We start from the raw sequence: 18,960 nt of genomic DNA, 5'->3' as shown, positions 1-18,960 counted from the left end.
TGACACACCGCCTTCGCGGGCAAGCCTCGCTCCTACAGGGATCGGGGTTAACGGATGCCGGTACCGGCCAGCGACTCGGCGGACCATTGGGCCTTGGACAGTGGCTCGATGTACTTCAAGCCACCGTAAGGACCGTAGAAACCGTTCATGTTGTAGGCGCCGGAAACCAGGTCATAGAGCATGTGGTTGATGGTGTCCGGGGCTTGCACGTCGTAGCTGTAGGTCAGGTGCGAGAAGCCGCCACGGTAGAGCTGGCCACGGGCGTCATACTCGTCGGATGCCAAAGCAATCCAGCTGTCCTCGTCGAGATAGAAGGTGCGCTTGCTGTAGATGTGGCGCTTGCCCGGTTTGAGCGTGGCCTCGACCACCCACACCCGGTGCAGCTCCCAGCGCAGCAGATCGGGGTTCACATGGTTGGCCTTCATCACGTCGGCCGCGTCTTTGTGGTAGCTCAACTTGTAGGTGTTGTACGGCACGTAGAGTTCTTTTTGCCCACCAGTTTGAAGTCGTAACGGTCCATCGCTCCGTTGAACAGGAACGCGTCGTCGTAGGTGGCGGCGCCGACAGTGCCTGGGTTTGGCGTGTCGTAGGCCAGGTCCGGCGCGAGCTTCACCCGACGTTGCCCCGGCAGGTATTGCCAGGCGCGACGCGGCTGTTTCAGCGGGTTGACCGAGTCCATTAGCAACAGTGCTTCACCGGCGCGACGGGCCGGACCCGAGTAAGCCAGTTTGATCTTGTAGAACACCTCATCGGCGGATACCGGGCCAGCCGGGCGTGCCGGCGCGTACAGCGGGTATTCGATGAAGAAGTTGCCGGTGGAACTCAGCGAGGCCGCGCCCGAGGAGTCAACGTTCCAGGAGTCGTACTTGTTGGTCATCGCCACGCCTTGATAGCGCAGCAAGTGGTTCCACATCGCTTCGTTGCCGTCAGCCGGAATCGGGAACGGCACGCCCGGCAAGACGTTTTCCAGACCGAGGCCACCGTCGGTGGTCTTGGCGGTCACGGCATTTTTCGCGGTGTTGTCCAGCACCCCTTTGGGCAACGCAATGGTGCGGTGGGTCGGGTACACGTCGAGGCGATAAGTCGGGTAACGGGTGAGCAGCGCCTGGGTGGTGGCGGTGAGTTTGTCTTTCTGCTCGGCGAGGTTCTGGGTGGTGATCACCAGGTGCGGTTTTTCATTGCCGTACGGGTCCGGGCGGAACGAATCACCGGTCTTGAATTCAGCCGGAATCGTGGTCAGGCCGCCGGTGTACGCCGGAATAGTGCCATCGGCATTCGCCGCTTTTTCCGCGCCGACGGCGGTCAGGCTGCTGCCCAGTTTGGCCGCCTGGTCAGGGCTGACGGCGGCATAGGCAGATGAGGCAACGGTCAGCGCCAGAGCGCTGGCCAGGATTGATTTGACGAAATTCATGGGGTGTCTCCTGTTAACACACAGCTCTTGGTTCAGAGGGTGGTTTTGAATGTGAGGGCAACCATGCCGCGATCCTTGAGCTGCGCAGGGATGCCGGCAAACGAAGTGGCCTGGCCTGGAACGCAGTTGTATTGGCCGTTGGCGCCGGGCGCGGCACCGTCGCCATGTGCCGAGGCACTGCCGGCAGAGCCACACGTGTCGAAGTCGCCGAAGTTATCAACGTACTTGAGGTCGAAGCGGTACTGAGTGCGCACGTCCATGCCGACCCCGACCGAGTAACTGCCGGTGCCCTTGTTACCGCCCAATTGCACCGAGGACTGGCCTGCAAGGCCGACGTTGTAGCTGACCGGCAGGTACATATCGATGCCGGGGAAAACCTGGTACCAGGTCGGCGTAAAGTTCATCCCCATGATGTAGTTGTCTTTGGTGACCTTATCGATGCCCTGGTACCAGTCATCGCCCTTGAACAACTGCTGGTTCTCGGTCACGTCCAGCCAGCGGCTATACGCCACTTCCACCAGCAACGGCGCGGTGTCCCAGACCGGCGTCGGGCCGAAGGTGGTCAAGCCATTGAGCACCGCGTGCACGGTGTTGCCGCGGGCGACGCCGTTTTCGCCGTTGAAGCTGCTGATAACACCCGGCTGCCCCGCCGCTGCCGGCGAAGGATTGACAGTGGCCGGCACGCTGGACAGCGGCATGTTGTGGCGATAGTTCACGTCCAGCCCGAAGCTGACCCCTTCAATGTTTTTCGCCAGGCTGATGCCGTAGATGTCGATGTCATCCACGTAAAACTGGTTGTAGCTGCCTGCGTTACCCGAGATCAGCTGCGGGATACCAACGGCGGTCGGTTGCAGCGCAATGTTGGGCAGCATGTCGGAGGTTTTGCGGTAGTAGAAACCCAGCGTGCCGTCCAGCCATGCCGGGCTCCACTTGGCCATCAGGCCGAAGTCACCACTTTGGCTCGGCGTAAACGTATGGCCGTTGTTGAGTCGCAGGTACTCGTTCGCCCCCACCGGCCCGGGCACGCCGAACAACGGGTTGGCGCCGCCGATCAGCGACAGATCGTGGCCGCCATTCTGAATCCCGTCGTTGAAGCCCAGGAAGGTGCCGGACTCCGGAATGCGCGAGGCATCCCAACCGAAAAAGTACTGTGCGGCGAGGGTCAATTCGGAGTTGACGGTGAGGCTGGTGGACAACTGTTTACGCGGAATAAACAGCTCTTTGGATTCGGTACCGGGCACGGTCAGTGCTTTGGTCAGGTCCAGGCCTGCCTGGCCGTAGCTGTTGCCATGGGCGAACGCCAGAATGCTTTCGCCCCAGTACACGTTGTGCTTGCCCAACTTGCCGCTGAGCAACGATTCGTCGCCGATCTCGGTGCTGCCGAACACAAACGCATCGAGCAACTCGGAGGACGGTCCGTTGTAGTAGCGGTCGACATAGCCACTCTGGCGGTTCGAATCGGGCTTGCCGTTATTCAGCTGATTGGTCGACGGGTTGGTGCTGCCAACGTCGTCATAGGCATGGTCGTACCAACTGTTGGCGCTGACCCGAAAACCCAGGTTCTGCTTGAACACCACGTCCAGTTCCGACAGCACATCAAGGCGTTCGGAGACCGGGCTGCCCGCCGAAAAGTTGCGGTCACCGTCGTTGCTGTTCCAGGTATTGGACAGCTTGCTGTTCGCGCCCTCGACCCGCTGGGCATAGTTGAGCTTCAGGGTGTTGTCGAAGCGCACCGACAAGTCATCGTTGCCGGTGTTGAACTCAAAAGCATAGACGGGACCGATACCCAGCCCGGCGAGAACCGCCGATGCCAGGAGCCCACGTCGCAGATTTGGATGGCAGATCTTATTGTTGTTATTCATCTAGCGTGCTCGCCTTGGCTGATTCAAGAACATGCGACTGGCCGGTGCACTCCTGCGCGGGGGCGCTGGCCGGATCGGTCGAGGTTGTTGTATCGCGAGCGACCGGCAGGCTGCCGGTCAATTGGGCCAAATCGTCGGTCAGCGCAATTTATGTGGGATGTGGTTGGGATTTATGTGGGAGCGGGCTTGCTCGCGAAGAGGCAGTGTCAGTCAATATCGAAGTCGACTGACACACCGCTTTCGCGAGCAAGCTCGCTCCCACAGGGTTAGCGTTGGACGGTTTAGAACTGCTGCCGGAAATCCGTCGGCGACAGTCCGGTCCAGCGCTTGAAGGCACGGGTGAAGTTGCTGGTGTCGCTGAAGCCCAGCAGAAAGGTGATTTCGGTCACCGGGCGTGAGGCCTGGCTCAGGTAACTGCAGGCCAGCTCTTTGCGCGTGTCATCGAGCAGTTGCTGGAAATGGGTGCCGCGCTGGGACAGTTTGAGCTGCAGTTTGGTCGGGCTCATGCACAGCGCACTGGCGACTTTGTCACGGCTGCAATCACCGTCCGGGAGAAACTCGATGATCTTCTGGGTCACCCCGGTGATCACGTCACTTTTGTCCAGCCGCGCCAGATAACTGATGATGATGTTGTCGTTGACCTGGGCCAGCTCCGGGCAGGAGCCGCTAAGCGGTTGTGCCAGTTCGGCCTTGTCGAACACCAGCAAACTACTCGCCTGCCCGAACAACACCGGCGCCCTGAACAACGCTTCATACGGGCCGGCGCCCTCGTGGGGCATCGGCCGGCACAACTCCACGCGAACCGGTTTGAATTCCTGTTTGTAGAGCAGGCGCATGGTACGAATCAGAAAACCGAAAAACGCATCTTCGGTCTCGTTGCTGAGCCCGACCAAGTGATCGAAGCGCATCAACACCTGCTCGTCAGCCTGATTGAGACTGGCCTTGGCAACCTGGGACACCAGACGGAAATAGCGCTCCAGCCGCCGGCAGAAATCCAGCAGCGTGCCACTGGCCGCCAGTGAATAGCCCAAGGCATGCAAATGCGTGAGGTGAATGTGTTTGGCCACGGTCAGGCCGAAATACGGGTTGTTGGTCACATCGACGCAGGCTCGATACAGCTTGCTCATCGTCGCGGCCGGCAGGCGGGTCATCGGGTCAGTGGAGACGTCCAGCGGAATACCGATGGCGGTAAAGATCCGCTTGCTGTCCACACCGCTGGCGTCCAGCGCCCGGGCGATGGCCACGGTGTAGCTGCCGATGGTGGTGGGCTGCAACGCGTCTTCACGCAACGACGGTTCGGTGTCGGGCGAATCCAATTCCGAACCTGACATTTTCGAATCTGACATGAGCCTGCCTGCTAGGGATGCGAAAGCCGATGTTCACCGCAGGCCACGCCTGGGTCAATGACCCACCCGGCCAGTATCCCGGATGTTCCGGTGCTTGGCGTGTTAGTCACCTGTCCCGCTGACCTTTGAATTCATTCAATTGACCGGTAACGCCAGGGTGGTTCTGCCCACAATGCGTTCACGTTGTGCAGCGAATAAAGAGAAGAACGCATGAACGAGAACACGCAATTCGATTACATCGTAGTTGGCGCGGGCGCTGCCGGCTGCGTGGTTGCCAGTCGCTTGTCGGAAGATCCGGACATTTCGGTCTGCCTGCTCGAAGCCGGCGGGCCGGACACCAACCCGCTGGTGCACATGCCGGCCGGTGTCGCGGCGATGGTTCCGACTTCGATCAACAACTGGCAGTACCAGACGGTGGCGCAGTCCGGCTTGAATGGTCGGGTCGGTTATCAGCCACGGGGCAAGACCCTGGGCGGCAGTTCTTCGATCAATGCCATGGCCTATCACCGCGGCCACCCGGAGGATTTCAACCGCTGGGCCGCCCTGGGCAACCCGGGCTGGAGCTATCAGGAGGTGCTACCGTTCTTCAAGCGCGCCGAACACAACGAACACTTCACCGACCCATTGCACGGCCAGAACGGCCCGCTGAACGTACGCTTCCATTCCTCGCCCAACCCGTTTGGCGAGACCTTCGTCGAGGCCGGCATTCAGGCGGGTTACCCGGCGTGCCCGGATCAGAATGGCGCGAGCATGGAAGGCTTTGGCCGCGTGCAAGTGATGCAAAAGGACGGACAGCGTTGCAGCGCCGCCCGCGCTTACCTGACGCCCAATCGCCAGCGGCAGAACCTGAGCATCGAAACCCACGCCCACGCCACCCGAATCCTGTTTGACGGCAAGCGTGCGGTGGGCATCGAATTCCTGCAAAACGGTGTCAAGCGTACCTTGCGTGCCCGACATGAGCTGATCCTGAGCTCCGGCGCGTTCAACTCGCCGCAGCTATTGCTGTTGTCCGGGGTCGGCCCGAAAGGAGAACTGCTGAAGTTCGATATTCCGGTGGTGCATGAACTGCCCGGTGTTGGCCGCAACCTGGTGGATCACATCGATTACGTGCATTCCTACCGGGTCAAATCCCGGCACCTGATCGGCTTATCGCTGGCAGGCATTTGGGACATCACCAAAGCCGCGTTTCGCTACTGGCGACAGCGCAGCGGCCCGTTGACCACTAATTTCGCCGAGGCCTGCGCCTTCGTCAAAACCACCCCGGACCTGCCGCAGGCGAGACATCGAACTGGCCCTGACCATCGCCATGTTTGCCGACCATGGGCGCACGTTGTATCGCGGCCACGGCTTGAGCGTGCATGCCTGCCTGCTGCACCCGAAAAGTGTCGGCCAGCTCAGCCTCGCCAGCACCGACCCGATGGTGCCGCCGCTGATTGATCCGGCGTTCCTGACCCATCCCGATGACATCAAGACACTGATAAAAGGCTACCGCGTGATCGAGAAAATCATGGCGACTCCGGCCTTCAAGGCGCTTAGCCCTCGGGATGTAATCGACGCGCCAATGAACACCGATGCCGAGATCGAGCAGGTGTTGCGCAACCGTTCCGACACCCTTTATCACCCGGTGGGCACCTGCAAAATGGGCGCCGACGCCATGGCGGTGGTCGACGCCCGGCTTAAGGTGCACGGCCTGGAAGGCTTGCGCGTGGTCGACGCGTCGATCATGCCGACTATCATTGGATGCAGCACCACGGCCGCCACCGTGATGATCGGCGAAAAAGCCGCCGAGTTTATCCGCCAGGACCGCGCGGCCGGCACCGCCATCACCCAAAGGGACGATCATGAACCCAGCGCCGCTCATCACCACGCCTAAGCTGCTGACGGTTGCCGCCGTCGTCGAACTCGCCACCGGCGTGGCCCTGCTGCTCACCCCCGGCATTGTCAGCAATGTGCTGCTGGGGATTGTCGGGACCGACGTGACCAATCTGTTTGCGCGGTTTTTCGGGATTGCGCTGATTGCGCTTGGGATTGCTTGTTGGCCGAGACCCATCAGTGTCGGCGCGGTGCGGGCGATGCAGGTCTACAACGGGGCAATTGCGCTGTACCTGGCGTATGTCGGGGTGTTTGTCAGCAGCGGTCTCTTGTTGTGGCCCGCAGTGGTGTTTCACAGCGTGATGACCCTCCTGCTGCTTCGCCGCTAACCCAACCCAACGCAAATCAAATGTGGGAGCGGGCTTGCTCGCGAAAGCGGTTTCACATTCAACACATGTGTGGAATGACACACCCTCTTCGCGAGCAAGCCCGCTCCCACATGGGACTATGGGCATTCTGCGGATCACCGTTCAACCCGCAATGACCTGTCCCTCCTCACTCGCCATGCAACATTGAATCCCTCAATCCATTGATCCAAAGGAGTACGCACATGGGCGTATTGGACGGCGTTCGTATCGTCGAAATTGCCGGCATCGGGCCGGGGCCGTTTTGCGGCATGTTGCTGGCGGACATGGGCGCCGAGGTTATTCTGGTGGAGCGTGCCGGCAGCAAGGGCGCCGACCTGCTCGACCTGGGCCAGCACGCCATCGTCAATCGCGGCAAACAGTCGATAGCCCTGGACCTCAAGGACCCCGAAGCCATCGAAGCGGTGCTGCGTCTGATCGAAGGCTGCGATGCGCTCATCGAAGGCATGCGCCCCGGCGTCATGGAACGCCTGGGCTTGGGCCCGCAAGTGTGCCTGGCACGCAATCCACGTCTGGTTTACGGGCGCATGACCGGTTGGGGCCAGCACGGCCCATTGGCCCAGGCCGCCGGCCACGACCTGAACTACATCGCCCTGTCCGGCGCCTTGTGGTTCAGTGGTGAGGCCGGCCAGCCACCGATGGCGCCGCCGACTCTGGTCGGTGATCTGGGCGGCGGCGCGCTGTACCTGGCGATGGGCATTCTGGCGGGGATCATCAATGCCAGCACCAACGGTGTCGGTCAGGTGGTGGACGCGGCGATTGTCGACGGCAGTGCCAACCTGATGAACCTCTTGCTGTCGGCGCATGCCGCCGGCCAACAGCCGCTGGAACGCGGTTGCGGGTTGCTTGATGGCGCCCATTGGGGCCGCACGTATGCCTGCGCCGATGGCTTGTTCGTCAGCGTGCAAGCCCTTGAACCGCAGTTCAATGCGCTGCTGTTCAACAAACTGGGGTTAGGCGACGATCCGGACTTCAAGAAACCTTACGACCCGCGCCTGTGGGGCACGTTGCGCGAACGACTGGCCACGGTGTTTGCCAGCCAGCCCCGCCAGCACTGGATCGACCTGCTGGAAGGCAGCGACGCCTGCTTCGCCCCGGTGTTGACCCCGGCCGAAGCCCTGAACCATCCGCACATGGCCGAGCGTGGCGTGTATTCGCGCACCGAAGGCGTATTGCAAGCCGCACCGGCTCCACGGTTTTCGGCGACGCCTTCGGCAGCGGGTTCAGTGCCCAAGCGTGGGGAGCACACGGCGCAGATCTTGCGCAAGGCTGGTCTGGATGAGAGCCGGATAGAACGGTTGCAGATCGGCTAAACACACATCCCCTGTGGGAGCGAGCTTGTGTGGTGAGGGAGCTTGCTCCCGCTGGGCTGCGAAGCGGCCCCCTTTGTTCGCAAAAGAAAGGGACTGCTTCGCAGTCCAACGGGAGCAAGCTCCCTCGCCACAGGGTCAGTGTCAGATTTTAAGGTCCAGGAAGACCTAACATCATTTTTTCAGGAACACCGCCACCGGACTGTCCTCGCGCAACGCGTGACAGGTGTTAAGCAACCGCCCGGTAGCATCACGATAAGCCTCGACATCCTCGGCCGTACGCGGCGCAACCATCGCGCGGGCCATGGGAATCGTCTGGAACGCCGTGGTGGCAATCGGCAGCAGCAACTCGGTCAAATGCACGCAACCGCCGATCCCGCCAAACAGTTCTTTGATCCGCCGCGAAAACCCTGACCCGATCCGTTCCCCCAGCAGTTTTTCATAGGCCGGCATTGCCCCACGGCATTCGCTGGTCGGCACGTCAGGCATCGATACCCGAACCTCACGCACGATGAAGTCATCGTCCAGGGTCAGCCGAATCCACATGCCGTGATAGGTCTGCCCCGCCGCGACGATCCGGCCTTCAGCAAGGGTCACCGGATGGGTTTTGCTGTCGTTCAACCGCCCTTCGATATCCCACAGGCCATCGGTGCGCAAAAAGCCCTGGCATTCGACCTTGCGCCGGTGAATCAGCCGGCGCCCCCACTCATCGACCTCGTCGATCATCATTCAAACCGCCTGCTTGCGACGACGACGCCACACCAGCACGCCCACCAACAACAGCAGCACCGCTGCAATCGGCGGTGCGGCAGCCTTGAGCTTGGGCATCACCACGTGCTTCAAGGCATACATTTGCCCTTGGTGCATGTAGTCATAACCGGCCGGCATCGGCAGTACACCGTTGAGGCGGGCGTACTCGGCGTAGTCGGCTTGCATGCTGACAAAGCGCTCGGGCATTTGCTGTTGCAGGTCATTCACTTCTCCGGGGTCGGTGGCGATGTTGTAGAGGTGCCATTGCTCATTGCCCACCGGTTTCAGGCTTTTCACCAGTTTGTAATCACCCTTGAACAGCGCTGCGCTGCCGGACAGTTCATAGCCGATGGCCTGGTCTTCGGGGTGCACGCGATCCGTTGTGCCCTTCAGCACTGGCACCAGGCTGTTGCCGATCATCGGCTCTACGGCCCGTCCCTGATATTCACCGCTGTGCGCGGCAACCCCGGCGACATCGAGCAAGGTCGGGACAATGTCCGTGACGTGGGTAAACGCTTTGACGATGCGGTTGGTTTGCATGCTCGGCACGCCGGACACAATCAACGGCGTGCGCAATCCGCCCTCGCCGGCAAAGAACTTGTAGCCACTCAGGGGCGACGCGGCAGCGCTGGCCCAACTCGGGCCGATGCTGGTGAACGCGCCCTTGCTGCCCAGGCGATCAAGCTCGCGGGTGTAGTGCATTTCCAGCCATAGCCGGATCGCTGGAATTGCGTACGGATCGGTAGGTTCGCTGCCGTTGTCGGAGAGGAATACAAACACTGTGTTGTCGTAATCGCCGGTGGCTTTGAGGTGGGCGATCAGGCGGCCGATTTCCCGGTCCATGGTTTCACCCATGCCGGCGTACACCTCCATGCGTCGGGCTTCGTAACGTTTTTCATGCTCGTCAAGGGCATCCCAGTCGGCGGTGCTGGCCATGGTTTGCATGCCGCTCCCGGCGGGAATCAACCCCAGTTCGATGGCGCGCTCACGACGGGCCTGGCGCAAGGCCGTCCAGCCTTGGTCGTACCGGCCACGGTACTTGTCGATGACATCCTTGGGCGCCTGGACCGGCACATGATTGGCCTGAAACCCGAGGTAGGCGAAAAACGGTTGGCCGTCCTTGCGATCCGCCGCGATGTATTCCATGGCCTTGTCGACGATAAAGGTCGAGGAGTAGTAATCCTTGGGCAGGTGCGCCGGCTGACCGTTCTCGAACCAGGCAGCCTTGTCGTACAGCGGCGCGTAGGGCCGCTCTTCCCAGTTGTCGGAGCCGCTATCGGCCTGGATGAACGAACGTTCGAAGCCACGGTTGTTGGGCAAGGTGTCGGCGGTTTTGCCCAAGTGCCACTTGCCGGTGATGTAGGTGTGATAACCGCCGTCCTTGAGCTGGCTGGCGACGGTGATCGCATTGTCGTTGAGCACACCGCTGTAGCCGGGTTTGCCCAGGTGTTCGTCGGGCATGGTTTCCGGCATGTTGCCGACGCCATTGCGGTGGTTGTCGACGCCGGTCATCAGCATTGAGCGAGTCGGCGAACAGGACGCAGTCACGTGGAAATCGGAGAAACGCACACCTTCGCGGGCCAGGGTGTCGATGTTCGGCGTGGCGATTTCACTGCCGAAGGAGCCGACATCGCTGTAGCCCCAGTCGTCGGCGACCAGGACTACGATGTTTGGGCGTTTGGGTGCGGCGAAACACTGGGTGCCGAGTGCCAGGCAACAGATTGCCAGGGCAAGTGGTTTGAACGCAATCATCAGGAGTTCCTTGTTCTCATTGTGGGAGCGGGCTTGCTCGCGAAGAGGCCATCACATCCAACATTGATATTGGCTGACACACCGCTTTCGCGAGCAAGCCCGCTCCCACATTGGATTTGTGTATGGCTTGAGTCAGGGTTTCAACAGCGCGCCCATCACCCGTTGAAACAGCGTGCCGTAAGGCGGCCGCAGCAGGCCCATGACGTCCCAGAACGGTGGTGTGAACACCGAACGTTCCAGGCTGAACGCCTTGAAACCATAACCACCGCGATAACGACCAAAACCCGAGTGACCGCAGCCGCCAAAGGGCAAGTCGTTCTGGAACAGGTGCTGCATCACTTCGTTGATACACGCGCCGCCCGAATGGGTGCGTTCCAGCACATGCCGGGCCTCGTCACGGTCGTGGCCGAAGTAGTACAGCGCCAGCGGTCGCGGATGCGCGTTGATGTAGTCGAGCGCCTCGCTGAGGTGGCGATAGCTGCGGATCGGCAGCAGCGGGCCGAACACTTCCTCTTGCATCGCCAGCGTGCTGTCCGGCGGGTCCACCAGCAGGGTCGGGGCGATCTTGCGCGAAGCGCTCAAGTCCTCGTTGTCCGGATTGACCTCGATCACCCGTACACCGTGTTGGCGGGCGTCGTGCACACAGGCTTGCATCCGTCGGTATTGACCGGGCGTGGCCATGGCCGTGTAGTCCGGGTTATTGAGCAGCGTCGGGAACAGGCGCCGCAGTTCGGCTTGCATGCAGCTCAACAACCGCTCGCGATCCGCCTCGTGCACCCAAACGTAATCCGGCGCGATACAGGCCTGCCCGCTACTGATGCCCTTCCCGGCCCAGATACGCCGGGCGGCGTTTTCCAGGTCAGCGCCCTGGCCGATGATCGTCGGCGATTTGCCCCCCAGTTCAAGGGTCAACGGCGTCAGATTTTCTGCGGCAGCGCGCATCACCAGGCGCCCGACCCGGGGGCTGCCAGTAAACACCAGGTGATCCAGCGGCATCGCGGAGAATGCCGCGCCCAGTTCGGCACCGCCGATAAACGCCGCGACTTCGGTGTCATCGAACTGTTCGGCCAGCAGTTCAATCAACAATCCTGCGGTGGCCGGGGACTGGTCGGAAAACAGCAGAATCGCCCGGTTACCCGCCGCCAGCGCCTCGGCCAACGGCCCCAGCGCGATGGCGATGGGGAAATTCCACGGCGAGATAATGCCGATGGTGCCCAGCGGCTGAAAGTGAATCTCGGCCCTGGCGCCCAGCCAACCGCTGCCCAGTTCGGCTTTGCGCCGTTGCGGGTGCATCCAGCGGTGCACATGGTCGCGGGCGTATTTGAGCCCCTGCACCGGCAACAGCACATCGGCCATCAGCGATTGGTCATGACTGCGCCAGGTGAAGTCCTTGGCCAAGGCCTCGCAGAGTGGCTGCTGATGATCGAGCAACAGCTTGATCACCCGGTTGATCCGTGCAATGCGCAAGTCCGCCGACGGAGGTCCCTCGGACAAAGAGGCGGCCTGCTGACGGGCGAGAACATCCGCCACCCGTTCGGCGAGCGTATCGGCCTGCGTGTTGGAGTCGTGTAGCGCAGCGTGCATGGTCAGGCTCTCCAGTATCGAAAAATGGCTTTCTGTAGGAACAAGGCTTGCCCGCGAAGGCGATTTCAAGAACACCATCGCCGACAAGCCGTGCGCCTTTACGCTGCGCCTCTAGTGTGCCGACGCATTCGGCCCGACCAACTCAAAGTCCGGGGAGAATTTGTCCAACGAACCCAGCACGTCATACACCGCCATTTTGCTGCCATCGATCTTCAAGTCACCTTTGAACACTGCTTCAATCGGAGACATTTTTTCGGCCAGGATCGCGTTCAGCGTCTCACGAGTCAGGGTGAGCGTGGCGTCAGCCTTGTCAGCGTTGTAATCGGCGATGTAAGTCAGCGCCGAGTTCTCCAGATTGAGCATGTAGCGCTGGCCCGACGGACCGACGTCAGTGAAGTTCCAGTTGAGGACGATGTGTTTGCCCTCAACATCCGGAGCCTTCAGCCGCACACCCAGGTAGTCGAAAATATTGTTGATGGTCAGCGCCCGCAGCATGTCGGGGCTGGCGGTGCGCAGCGGCGAGGCGAGTTTCTTGCCACCGCTGCGGTGCTCCATGGCGGCGGCCAGGTAGCTGTTGCGCTCGACCGCCGATTCAGCCTGATAACCCAGTTGTTCAAGGGCATCGGCCGCCAGTTCACGCGCGGCGCTGTTGTTCGGCTCAGCGTAGATCAAATGGCTCATGGCTTGTGCCACCCAGCGGTATTCACCGTTGGCAAAGTCAGTGCGGGCACGGGCCAGCACCGCATCGGCACCGCCGCCATACTCGACAAACTTCTTGCCGTAATCCGTGTCGGACAGCGCATCCAGATTGGCCGGATTGGAGTCATACCAGCCCATGTATTGCTGATACACAGCCTTGGAGTTGCGCTGCACCGAACCGTAGAAACCATGGGTAAACGCCTCGCTGGCCAGGCTCGCCGGGACGTGATCACGCATGTATTCAGCCATCTCGACCGGTTTGTAGCCCTTGTTGATCAGGCGCAATGACTGGTCGTGCAACCACTTGTACATGTCCCGTTGCTTGGACAAATAGTTGACCACGCGCTCGTGACCAAACACCGGCCAGCCATGCTGCCCGACCAGAATGTCGGCGCCGGGGGCGAATTGATGCAGGGCTTCGTTGAGGTATTTCGACCAGGCCAGGCCATCGCGAATGGTCGCACCGCGCAGGGTCAATAATTGATGCTGGGTCGGCAGTGCCAATTCACCGGTATCGAGGACCTTGAACTGCGGGAAGTAATGGATGAACTCGGCCGGCGCCTCGGTGCCGGGGGCCAGCATGTTGACGATCTCGACGCCATCGATATTCAGCGTTTGCACCGGTTTGCTGAGTTCGAGGGTGGGCGGGATCAGGGTGATGGTGCCGTTGGACAACGCCTTCGCGCCGCCCAGGTCAATCTGGCCCTGGGCGCTGCGCGGCAACGTGGTACCGAACTGGTATTCGGCGCGGCGGCTCATGGCGTTGCCAGCCATCACGTTTTCGGCGACTGCTGTCTCCATGAACCCGGCCGGGGCAATGATCTGCACCTTGCCCGACTTCACGTCCGCTTCATCGACGATGCCGCGAATGCCCGCGAAGTGATCGACGTGACTGTGGTTGTAAAACACCGCCACCACCGGTTTTCTCGGCCGATGCTGGTAGTACAACTCAAGGGCCGCATGCGCCACTTCGGTGGCGAGGTTGCAGTCGACGATGATCAGGCCGGTCTGGCCTTCAATGATCGTCATGTTGGTCAGGTCGAGACCGCGCACCTGGTAAAACCCGTCGGTGACCTTGAACAACCCGGCGGCCATGCTTTTGCGTGCCTGGCCCCAGAGACTCGGGTTAACCGTTGCCGGTGCCTCGGCGCTGTCGAGAAATTCGTAGCCCTTGAGGCTGTACACCACATGCCCATCGGCAGCGGTGGTTTCGGCGTCGGGGATGGTGGCGATAAATCCGTGCTGGATGTCGGCTTCGACCTGCGGATCGACCGCTGGCATGGTGTGCGCCGTGGCCGCGTTGACCGCAATGGTCGCCGCCGTCGCCACTTTCTGGCCGCCCTGCCCTGCGCTGTTTTGAACCGCTTGCCAGGGAACACCGGCCTGGCCGCGTGACCAGTGCAAAGCACCGGCAATACTGGCGGCCAACACGGACACCGTCAGCACGACACGGAATGTTTTCATCGCAGGGTCTCTCTCTAATTGTTATTGGATAGCCGTAGCGATGGTGCAAGCAAGCGCCCGTGACCCGCCGGTCTTCTCGATCAATTCGTCTGTCTTCACAGGCGCGGAGGCGGAACACATAACACTTGTGGCGCGGGGCTTTTGTGGCGAGGGGGCTTGCCCCCGTTGGGCAGCGAAGCAGCCCCAAAAGCAGCAGCTTGATTTGCCTGACGCACCGCGCCGACTGGTTGACGACTGCTGCGCAGCCGAACGGGGGCAAGCCCCCTCGCCACAAAAGCCCCCTCACCACAAAGTGTTCGTAGGGCACAAGACCTGCACCTCCCCCTGCGGACAACCGCTTTCGTTGCAATGACCTGCGCAGCCCTTGGCGCCCTTCCTACTATCGGCCCATCAACGACGCCAACAGTGCGAAGAACAATAAAGGGGAGTTGTCATGAGTGAAGAGGTCTTGCTGTATGAAATCGTCGGCCCGGTGGCGCGCCTGACGCTCAACCGGCCCCGGGCCATGAATGCGTTGAACCTGGCGACACTCGCCGAGCTCGAACGTTGCCTGAACGACATTGCCCTCAATGACGAACTGCGGGTGGTGATCCTCACCGGCAACGGGCCGGCCTTTTGCGCCGGTGCTGACTTGAAGGAAGTGTTGGCCGGTTCAAGCCTGCCGGCCGGCGAAGCGGACTTTCTCGACCGCGCCAACAAGGTCTTCGGCCAGTTGCGCAACTTCCCCAAACCGGTGATCGCCGCCCTCAACGGCGTGACCATGGCCGGCGGCCTCGAACTGGCCATGTGCGCCGACATCGTAGTGGCTGCGCAAACCGCCACCCTCGCTGACGCCCACGCCAACTTCGGGGTGTATCCGGGTGCCGGCGGCGCGGCGGTATTGCCACGGCTGATCCCGTTGAACATGGCGATGTACTTGCTGCTGACCGGCAAATCCCTGTCGGCCACCGAGATGAAAGTCTATGGCCTGGTGTGTGAAGTCCACGCCGATGCCGAACTCGCCGACGCCGCCCTGGCGCTGGCCAATCAGATCGCGAAAAAGAGCCCGATTGCCCTGCGCCGCATGAAAGAAGTCGCTCGCACCTCGGCGGACAAATCCCGCGACGACGCCTTGCTGCATGAGCAAGTGATGTTGCGCCAGCACCTGCGCACCGCCGATTTCCAGGAAGGCTTGCAGGCCTTTGGCGAAAAACGCGCACCGAACTTCAAGGGCCGCTAGGCCGCCCCGTCTCCGCCCCCCGGAATCAGCAGGAACAGACAATGAACGATATCTACGTAGTGGGCGTTGGCATGACGCCGTTTGGCCGCTTGCTGGAGCGCAGCGTCTACGACATGGTCGAGGAAGCCGTGGGCCTGGCGTTGAAGGATGCCGGCGCCACCACGGCGGACGTCGGCTCGGTGTATTACAGCACCATGACCAATGGCATGTTGCAGGGCCAGACCGGCATTCCCGGCCCGATTGCCATGCGCCGCATCGGCATCGAAGGCGTGCCGGTGTTCTCGGTGGAAAACGCCTGCGCCTCCGGCTCGGCCGCGTTCAACCTCGCGACCCTGGCGCTGCGGGCCGGTCAGTGCGACATCGCCCTGGCGGTCGGCGCCGAGAAAATGAACATCCCCGACAAGGCGAAGATGTTTGCCGTGTTCGATGGCGGCTGGGACGTGTCCACCGTCGAGCAAAACAAGCACACCTTGCTGGCCATGGGCGAAGGCATTGTGCCGCCGCCGGGCACGGTTTCCGAACGCCCGTACAGCGTGTTCATGGACGTGTATGCCGCGATTTGTCGCAACCACATGCTGCGTTACGGCACCACGCAACGACAGATCGCAGCCGTCGCCGCGAAGAACCACCAACACTCGGTGCACAACCCGCTGGCGCAGTTCCAGCAAGCCTTCAGCATCGATGAAGTGCTGGCCTCGCCGCCGATTTGCTACCCGCTGACCACGCTCATGTGTTCGCCGATCAGCGACGGCGCCGCCGCCGTGCTGCTGTGCAACGCCGACGGTCTCAAGCGCTTGAAAAACGCCGGCGATCGCGCCGTTCGCGTGCTGGCCAGCGTCGTGCAGACCGGCACCCATCGTGGCCTCGACGAACCGGAAAAAATCGTCGCGCACCTGGCGGCGAAAAAGGCCTACGCCCTGGCCGGCATCGACCCGGCTGACGTCGATGTCGCAGAAGTCCATGACGCCTCGGCCATCGGTGAAATCCTCAACGCCGAGTCGCTGATGCTGGTGCCATTCGGCGAAGGCGGCCCGGCGGCTGAACGCGGTGATTTCACGGTCGGCGGGCGGATGCCGATCAACCCGTCCGGCGGCCTCGAATCCAAGGGCCACCCGATTGGTGCGACTGGTCTGGGACAGCTGCATGAACTGGTCACGCAACTGCGCGGTGAAGCCGGCAAGCGTCAGGTCGAGGGTGCGCGCATTGCCATTCAGGAAAACGGTGGTGGCCTGTTCGGCATCGAAGAAGCCGTGGTCGCCGTCAACATTCTCGCCAACAAAAATACTTAAGGAGAACCCCATGGGACACGTAATGCGCAGCCCCGAACAACTCGAAGCCGTCGAGAGTTTCCGACGTTTCCTGGCCGACAAGATCGATCCGATTTTCAACCAGGAATACCGCGACAAGTTCATCCCGAAAGAGAAGATGGCCGAGGTCATGCGCCAGCTCACCGAGTTCGGCATGATCAGCGGCGCCGTCAGCGAAGCCCACGGCGGCCTGGGCCTGGACTGGCCGACCATGATCATGCTCTTCGAAGAAGTCGCCGCCTGCTCGGTGGACCTGTCGACGCCGGTGGTGATCAACTCCTTCGGCGCGCAAATGCTCGAAAAACTCGCCCCGGATCATCTGCGCGAACGCTACCTGCCGGGCCTGATCAGCGGCGACCTGTTTGTCAGCGTCGGTATCTCCGAGCCCGACGTCGGCTCCAACGTGCTGGAAATCAAAACCCGCGCCCGTCGCGACGGTGATGACTTCATCATCAATGGCGAAAAAACCTGGATCAGCAACGGTTCTTACTCGGACTTCCTGATCTGCACCTGCCGCACCGGCGATGATCCGCGCAAGGGCCTGACGCACTTCCTGCTGGACCGCAAAGAACACCCGTACGAAGTGCAGAACATCCACAAAATGGCCTGGAACAGCCAGTCCACCGCGCAGATCTTCCTCAACGACGTGCGGGTGCCGGCCAGCAACATCATCGGCAACGAAGGCGAAGCGCTGAAAAATACCCTGTCGTTCTTCGAGCGTTCCCGAGTGTTCGTTGCCGCCCAAGGCCTGGGCATCGGCCGTCGCGCTTTGGAAGAAGCGGTGCGCTACGCCAAGGAGCGCAAGCAGCACGGCAAAGTGATTGCCGGCCACCAATTGATCAGCGCAATGCTCGCGGAAATGGCCACCAACGTCGACGCCGCGCGCCTGCTGACCTACCGCGCCGCCGAGATGATCGGTGCCGGCATCCCGGCGGAAATGGAAGCCGCGATGGCCAAGTATTTCGCCTGTGAGTCCGCCGTGACCATCGCCCGCCAAGCCGTGCAGATTCACGGCGGCGCCGGGGTCACCACCGACTTCCTGGTCGAGAAACTGGCCCGTGAAGCGATCATCGTGCCGATCCCCGAAGGCACCACGCAGATTCAGCAATTGATCATTGGCCGCGCCCTGACCGGGGTCAACGCGTTCTGATCGACCGTCGGTTCGACCTCCAACAATAACAACCCGGCCCACTTGGGCCGGGCAGCGAACAGGGACACTCACATGCGTATTCAAGACAAAGTCGTGGTTATCACCGGCGGTGCTTCGGGCCTGGGCCTGGCGACCGCTCACTACCTGATCGAAGAGAAAGCCGCCCGCGTGGCGATCTTCGACCATCAACGTCGAGGCCGGGCAAAAAGCCGTGGCTGAACTGGGCGCCGAACGCGCAATGTTCGTACAAACCGACGTCAGCGACGAAGCCTCGGTGCAAAACGCCGTCGAGGCCGTCATCGCCCGCTTCGGCGCGATCCATGTGTGCATCAACGGCGCCGCCGTGCCGACCGGGTTCAAAGTATTGGGCAAGGAAGGCAAGGCCGCGCCACTGGCGCGTTTCGCCCAGGCGACGGCGATCAACCTCAACGGCGTGTTCAACGTCATGTCCAAGTGCGCCGAGCACATGGCCAACAATGAAGCCGAAGCCGGCGAAGAACGCGGCGTGGTGATCAACGTCTCGTCCGGCGCGGCGTACGAAGGCCAGGTTGGTCAGTGCGCCTACGCCGCAACCAAGGCTGGCGTCATTGGTTTGAACATGCCGGCTGCCCGCGAGCTGGGCGCGATTGGCGTGCGGGTCAACGCCATTGCACCGGGGCTGTTCCTGACCACCATGGTCGCCGGGCTCGACGAGAAGATCCTCAACTCGCTCAAAGAGCAGATGGAAGCACCGAAGCGCCTGGGCGACACCCGCGAATTCGCCCATTGCTGCGCCTTCCTGATCGAGAACGCCTACGTCAACGGCGAAACGATCCGCCTCGATGCTGCGTCGCGCATGCGTGCCCGGTAACCCGGCGTTTCGATCCTTG

15 protein-coding genes and 1 pseudogene are annotated in these 18,960 nt (G+C 61.6%); 9 read left to right on the top strand and 7 right to left on the bottom strand.

The window, feature by feature from the left end; genetic code table 11:
* Positions 1-47: 47 nt before the first annotated feature.
* The 3 genes and pseudogenes from RHM58_RS21465 to RHM58_RS21455 all read right to left on the bottom strand — a co-directional run bounded on the left by RHM58_RS21465 (position 48) and on the right by RHM58_RS21455 (position 4,619).
* Positions 48-1,411 (bottom strand): annotated as a pseudogene (locus RHM58_RS21465) (DUF1329 domain-containing protein).
* 32 nt (positions 1,412-1,443) lie between these two features.
* Positions 1,444-3,273 carry a DUF1302 domain-containing protein gene (locus RHM58_RS21460; RefSeq protein WP_201257396.1) on the bottom strand — a complete coding sequence of 610 codons (1,830 nt, stop codon included), beginning with the start codon at positions 3,271-3,273 and terminating at the stop codon, positions 1,444-1,446.
* Positions 3,274-3,554: 281 nt separating this feature from the next.
* Positions 3,555-4,619 carry an AraC family transcriptional regulator gene (locus RHM58_RS21455; protein WP_322268125.1) on the bottom strand — a complete coding sequence of 355 codons (1,065 nt, stop codon included), beginning with the start codon at positions 4,617-4,619 and terminating at the stop codon, positions 3,555-3,557.
* A 210-nt stretch (positions 4,620-4,829) separates the two neighbouring features.
* On the opposite strand from RHM58_RS21455, the gene RHM58_RS21450 reads away from it, so the two are divergent.
* The 4 genes from RHM58_RS21450 (at position 4,830) to RHM58_RS21435 (ending at position 8,169) form a co-directional block, all read left to right on the top strand.
* On the top strand, positions 4,830-6,056 hold the full coding sequence (locus RHM58_RS21450) for a GMC family oxidoreductase (protein ID WP_322268124.1): 1,227 nt from the start codon (positions 4,830-4,832) through the stop codon (positions 6,054-6,056).
* Positions 5,974-6,492 carry a GMC family oxidoreductase gene (locus RHM58_RS21445; protein ID WP_322268122.1) on the top strand — a complete coding sequence of 173 codons (519 nt, stop codon included), beginning with the start codon at positions 5,974-5,976 and terminating at the stop codon, positions 6,490-6,492. The genes RHM58_RS21450 and RHM58_RS21445 overlap by 83 nt, the downstream gene beginning before the upstream one ends.
* Positions 6,461-6,820: a hypothetical protein gene (locus RHM58_RS21440; protein ID WP_201257398.1), complete on the top strand. Its 360-nt coding sequence runs from the start codon at positions 6,461-6,463 to the stop codon at positions 6,818-6,820. The genes RHM58_RS21445 and RHM58_RS21440 overlap by 32 nt, the downstream gene beginning before the upstream one ends.
* Before the next feature lie 221 nt (positions 6,821-7,041).
* Complete coding sequence (locus RHM58_RS21435) at positions 7,042-8,169, top strand: CaiB/BaiF CoA transferase family protein (RefSeq protein WP_201257399.1); 1,128 nt, start codon at positions 7,042-7,044, stop codon at positions 8,167-8,169.
* Between the two features lie 171 nt (positions 8,170-8,340).
* Here the strand turns inward: RHM58_RS21435 and RHM58_RS21430 are convergent, their stop codons facing one another.
* From RHM58_RS21430 to RHM58_RS21415, 4 genes are all read right to left on the bottom strand, one after another.
* Positions 8,341-8,895, bottom strand: coding sequence for a DUF2889 domain-containing protein (locus RHM58_RS21430; RefSeq protein WP_322268121.1), 555 nt, complete (start codon positions 8,893-8,895; stop codon positions 8,341-8,343).
* Positions 8,896-10,668, bottom strand: coding sequence for an arylsulfatase (locus RHM58_RS21425; protein WP_322268120.1), 1,773 nt, complete (start codon positions 10,666-10,668; stop codon positions 8,896-8,898).
* Between the two features lie 132 nt (positions 10,669-10,800).
* Positions 10,801-12,252, bottom strand: a complete 1,452-nt coding sequence (locus RHM58_RS21420; RefSeq protein ID WP_322268119.1) for a coniferyl aldehyde dehydrogenase — start codon at positions 12,250-12,252, stop codon at positions 10,801-10,803.
* Positions 12,253-12,363: 111 nt separating this feature from the next.
* Positions 12,364-14,415 carry an alkyl/aryl-sulfatase gene (locus RHM58_RS21415; protein ID WP_322268118.1) on the bottom strand — a complete coding sequence of 684 codons (2,052 nt, stop codon included), beginning with the start codon at positions 14,413-14,415 and terminating at the stop codon, positions 12,364-12,366.
* A gap of 433 nt (positions 14,416-14,848) precedes the next feature.
* Between RHM58_RS21415 and RHM58_RS21410 the strand changes: the two genes are divergently transcribed.
* The 5 genes from RHM58_RS21410 (at position 14,849) to RHM58_RS21390 (ending at position 18,941) form a co-directional block, all read left to right on the top strand.
* Positions 14,849-15,634 (top strand): enoyl-CoA hydratase/isomerase family protein, encoded by a 786-nt coding sequence (locus RHM58_RS21410; RefSeq protein ID WP_322268117.1) that lies wholly within the window; start codon positions 14,849-14,851, stop codon positions 15,632-15,634.
* A gap of 41 nt (positions 15,635-15,675) precedes the next feature.
* Positions 15,676-16,923: a thiolase family protein gene (locus tag RHM58_RS21405; RefSeq protein ID WP_322268116.1), complete on the top strand. Its 1,248-nt coding sequence runs from the start codon at positions 15,676-15,678 to the stop codon at positions 16,921-16,923.
* A 10-nt stretch (positions 16,924-16,933) separates the two neighbouring features.
* Positions 16,934-18,091, top strand: a complete 1,158-nt coding sequence (locus tag RHM58_RS21400) for an acyl-CoA dehydrogenase family protein (RefSeq protein WP_322268115.1) — start codon at positions 16,934-16,936, stop codon at positions 18,089-18,091.
* Between the two features lie 72 nt (positions 18,092-18,163).
* Positions 18,164-18,310 carry an SDR family NAD(P)-dependent oxidoreductase gene (locus tag RHM58_RS21395; RefSeq protein ID WP_322268113.1) on the top strand — a complete coding sequence of 49 codons (147 nt, stop codon included), beginning with the start codon at positions 18,164-18,166 and terminating at the stop codon, positions 18,308-18,310.
* Positions 18,303-18,941 (top strand): SDR family oxidoreductase, encoded by a 639-nt coding sequence (locus RHM58_RS21390; protein WP_322268112.1) that lies wholly within the window; start codon positions 18,303-18,305, stop codon positions 18,939-18,941. Before RHM58_RS21395 ends, RHM58_RS21390 begins: the two co-directional genes overlap by 8 nt.
* Positions 18,942-18,960: the final 19 nt, after the last annotated feature.

The organism is Pseudomonas sp. 10S4 (genome assembly GCF_034344865.1).
Lineage (GTDB): Bacteria > Pseudomonadota > Gammaproteobacteria > Pseudomonadales > Pseudomonadaceae > Aquipseudomonas.
Note: the sequence above shows the minus strand (reverse complement) of the source record. Positions and strands in the feature narration are given on the sequence as shown.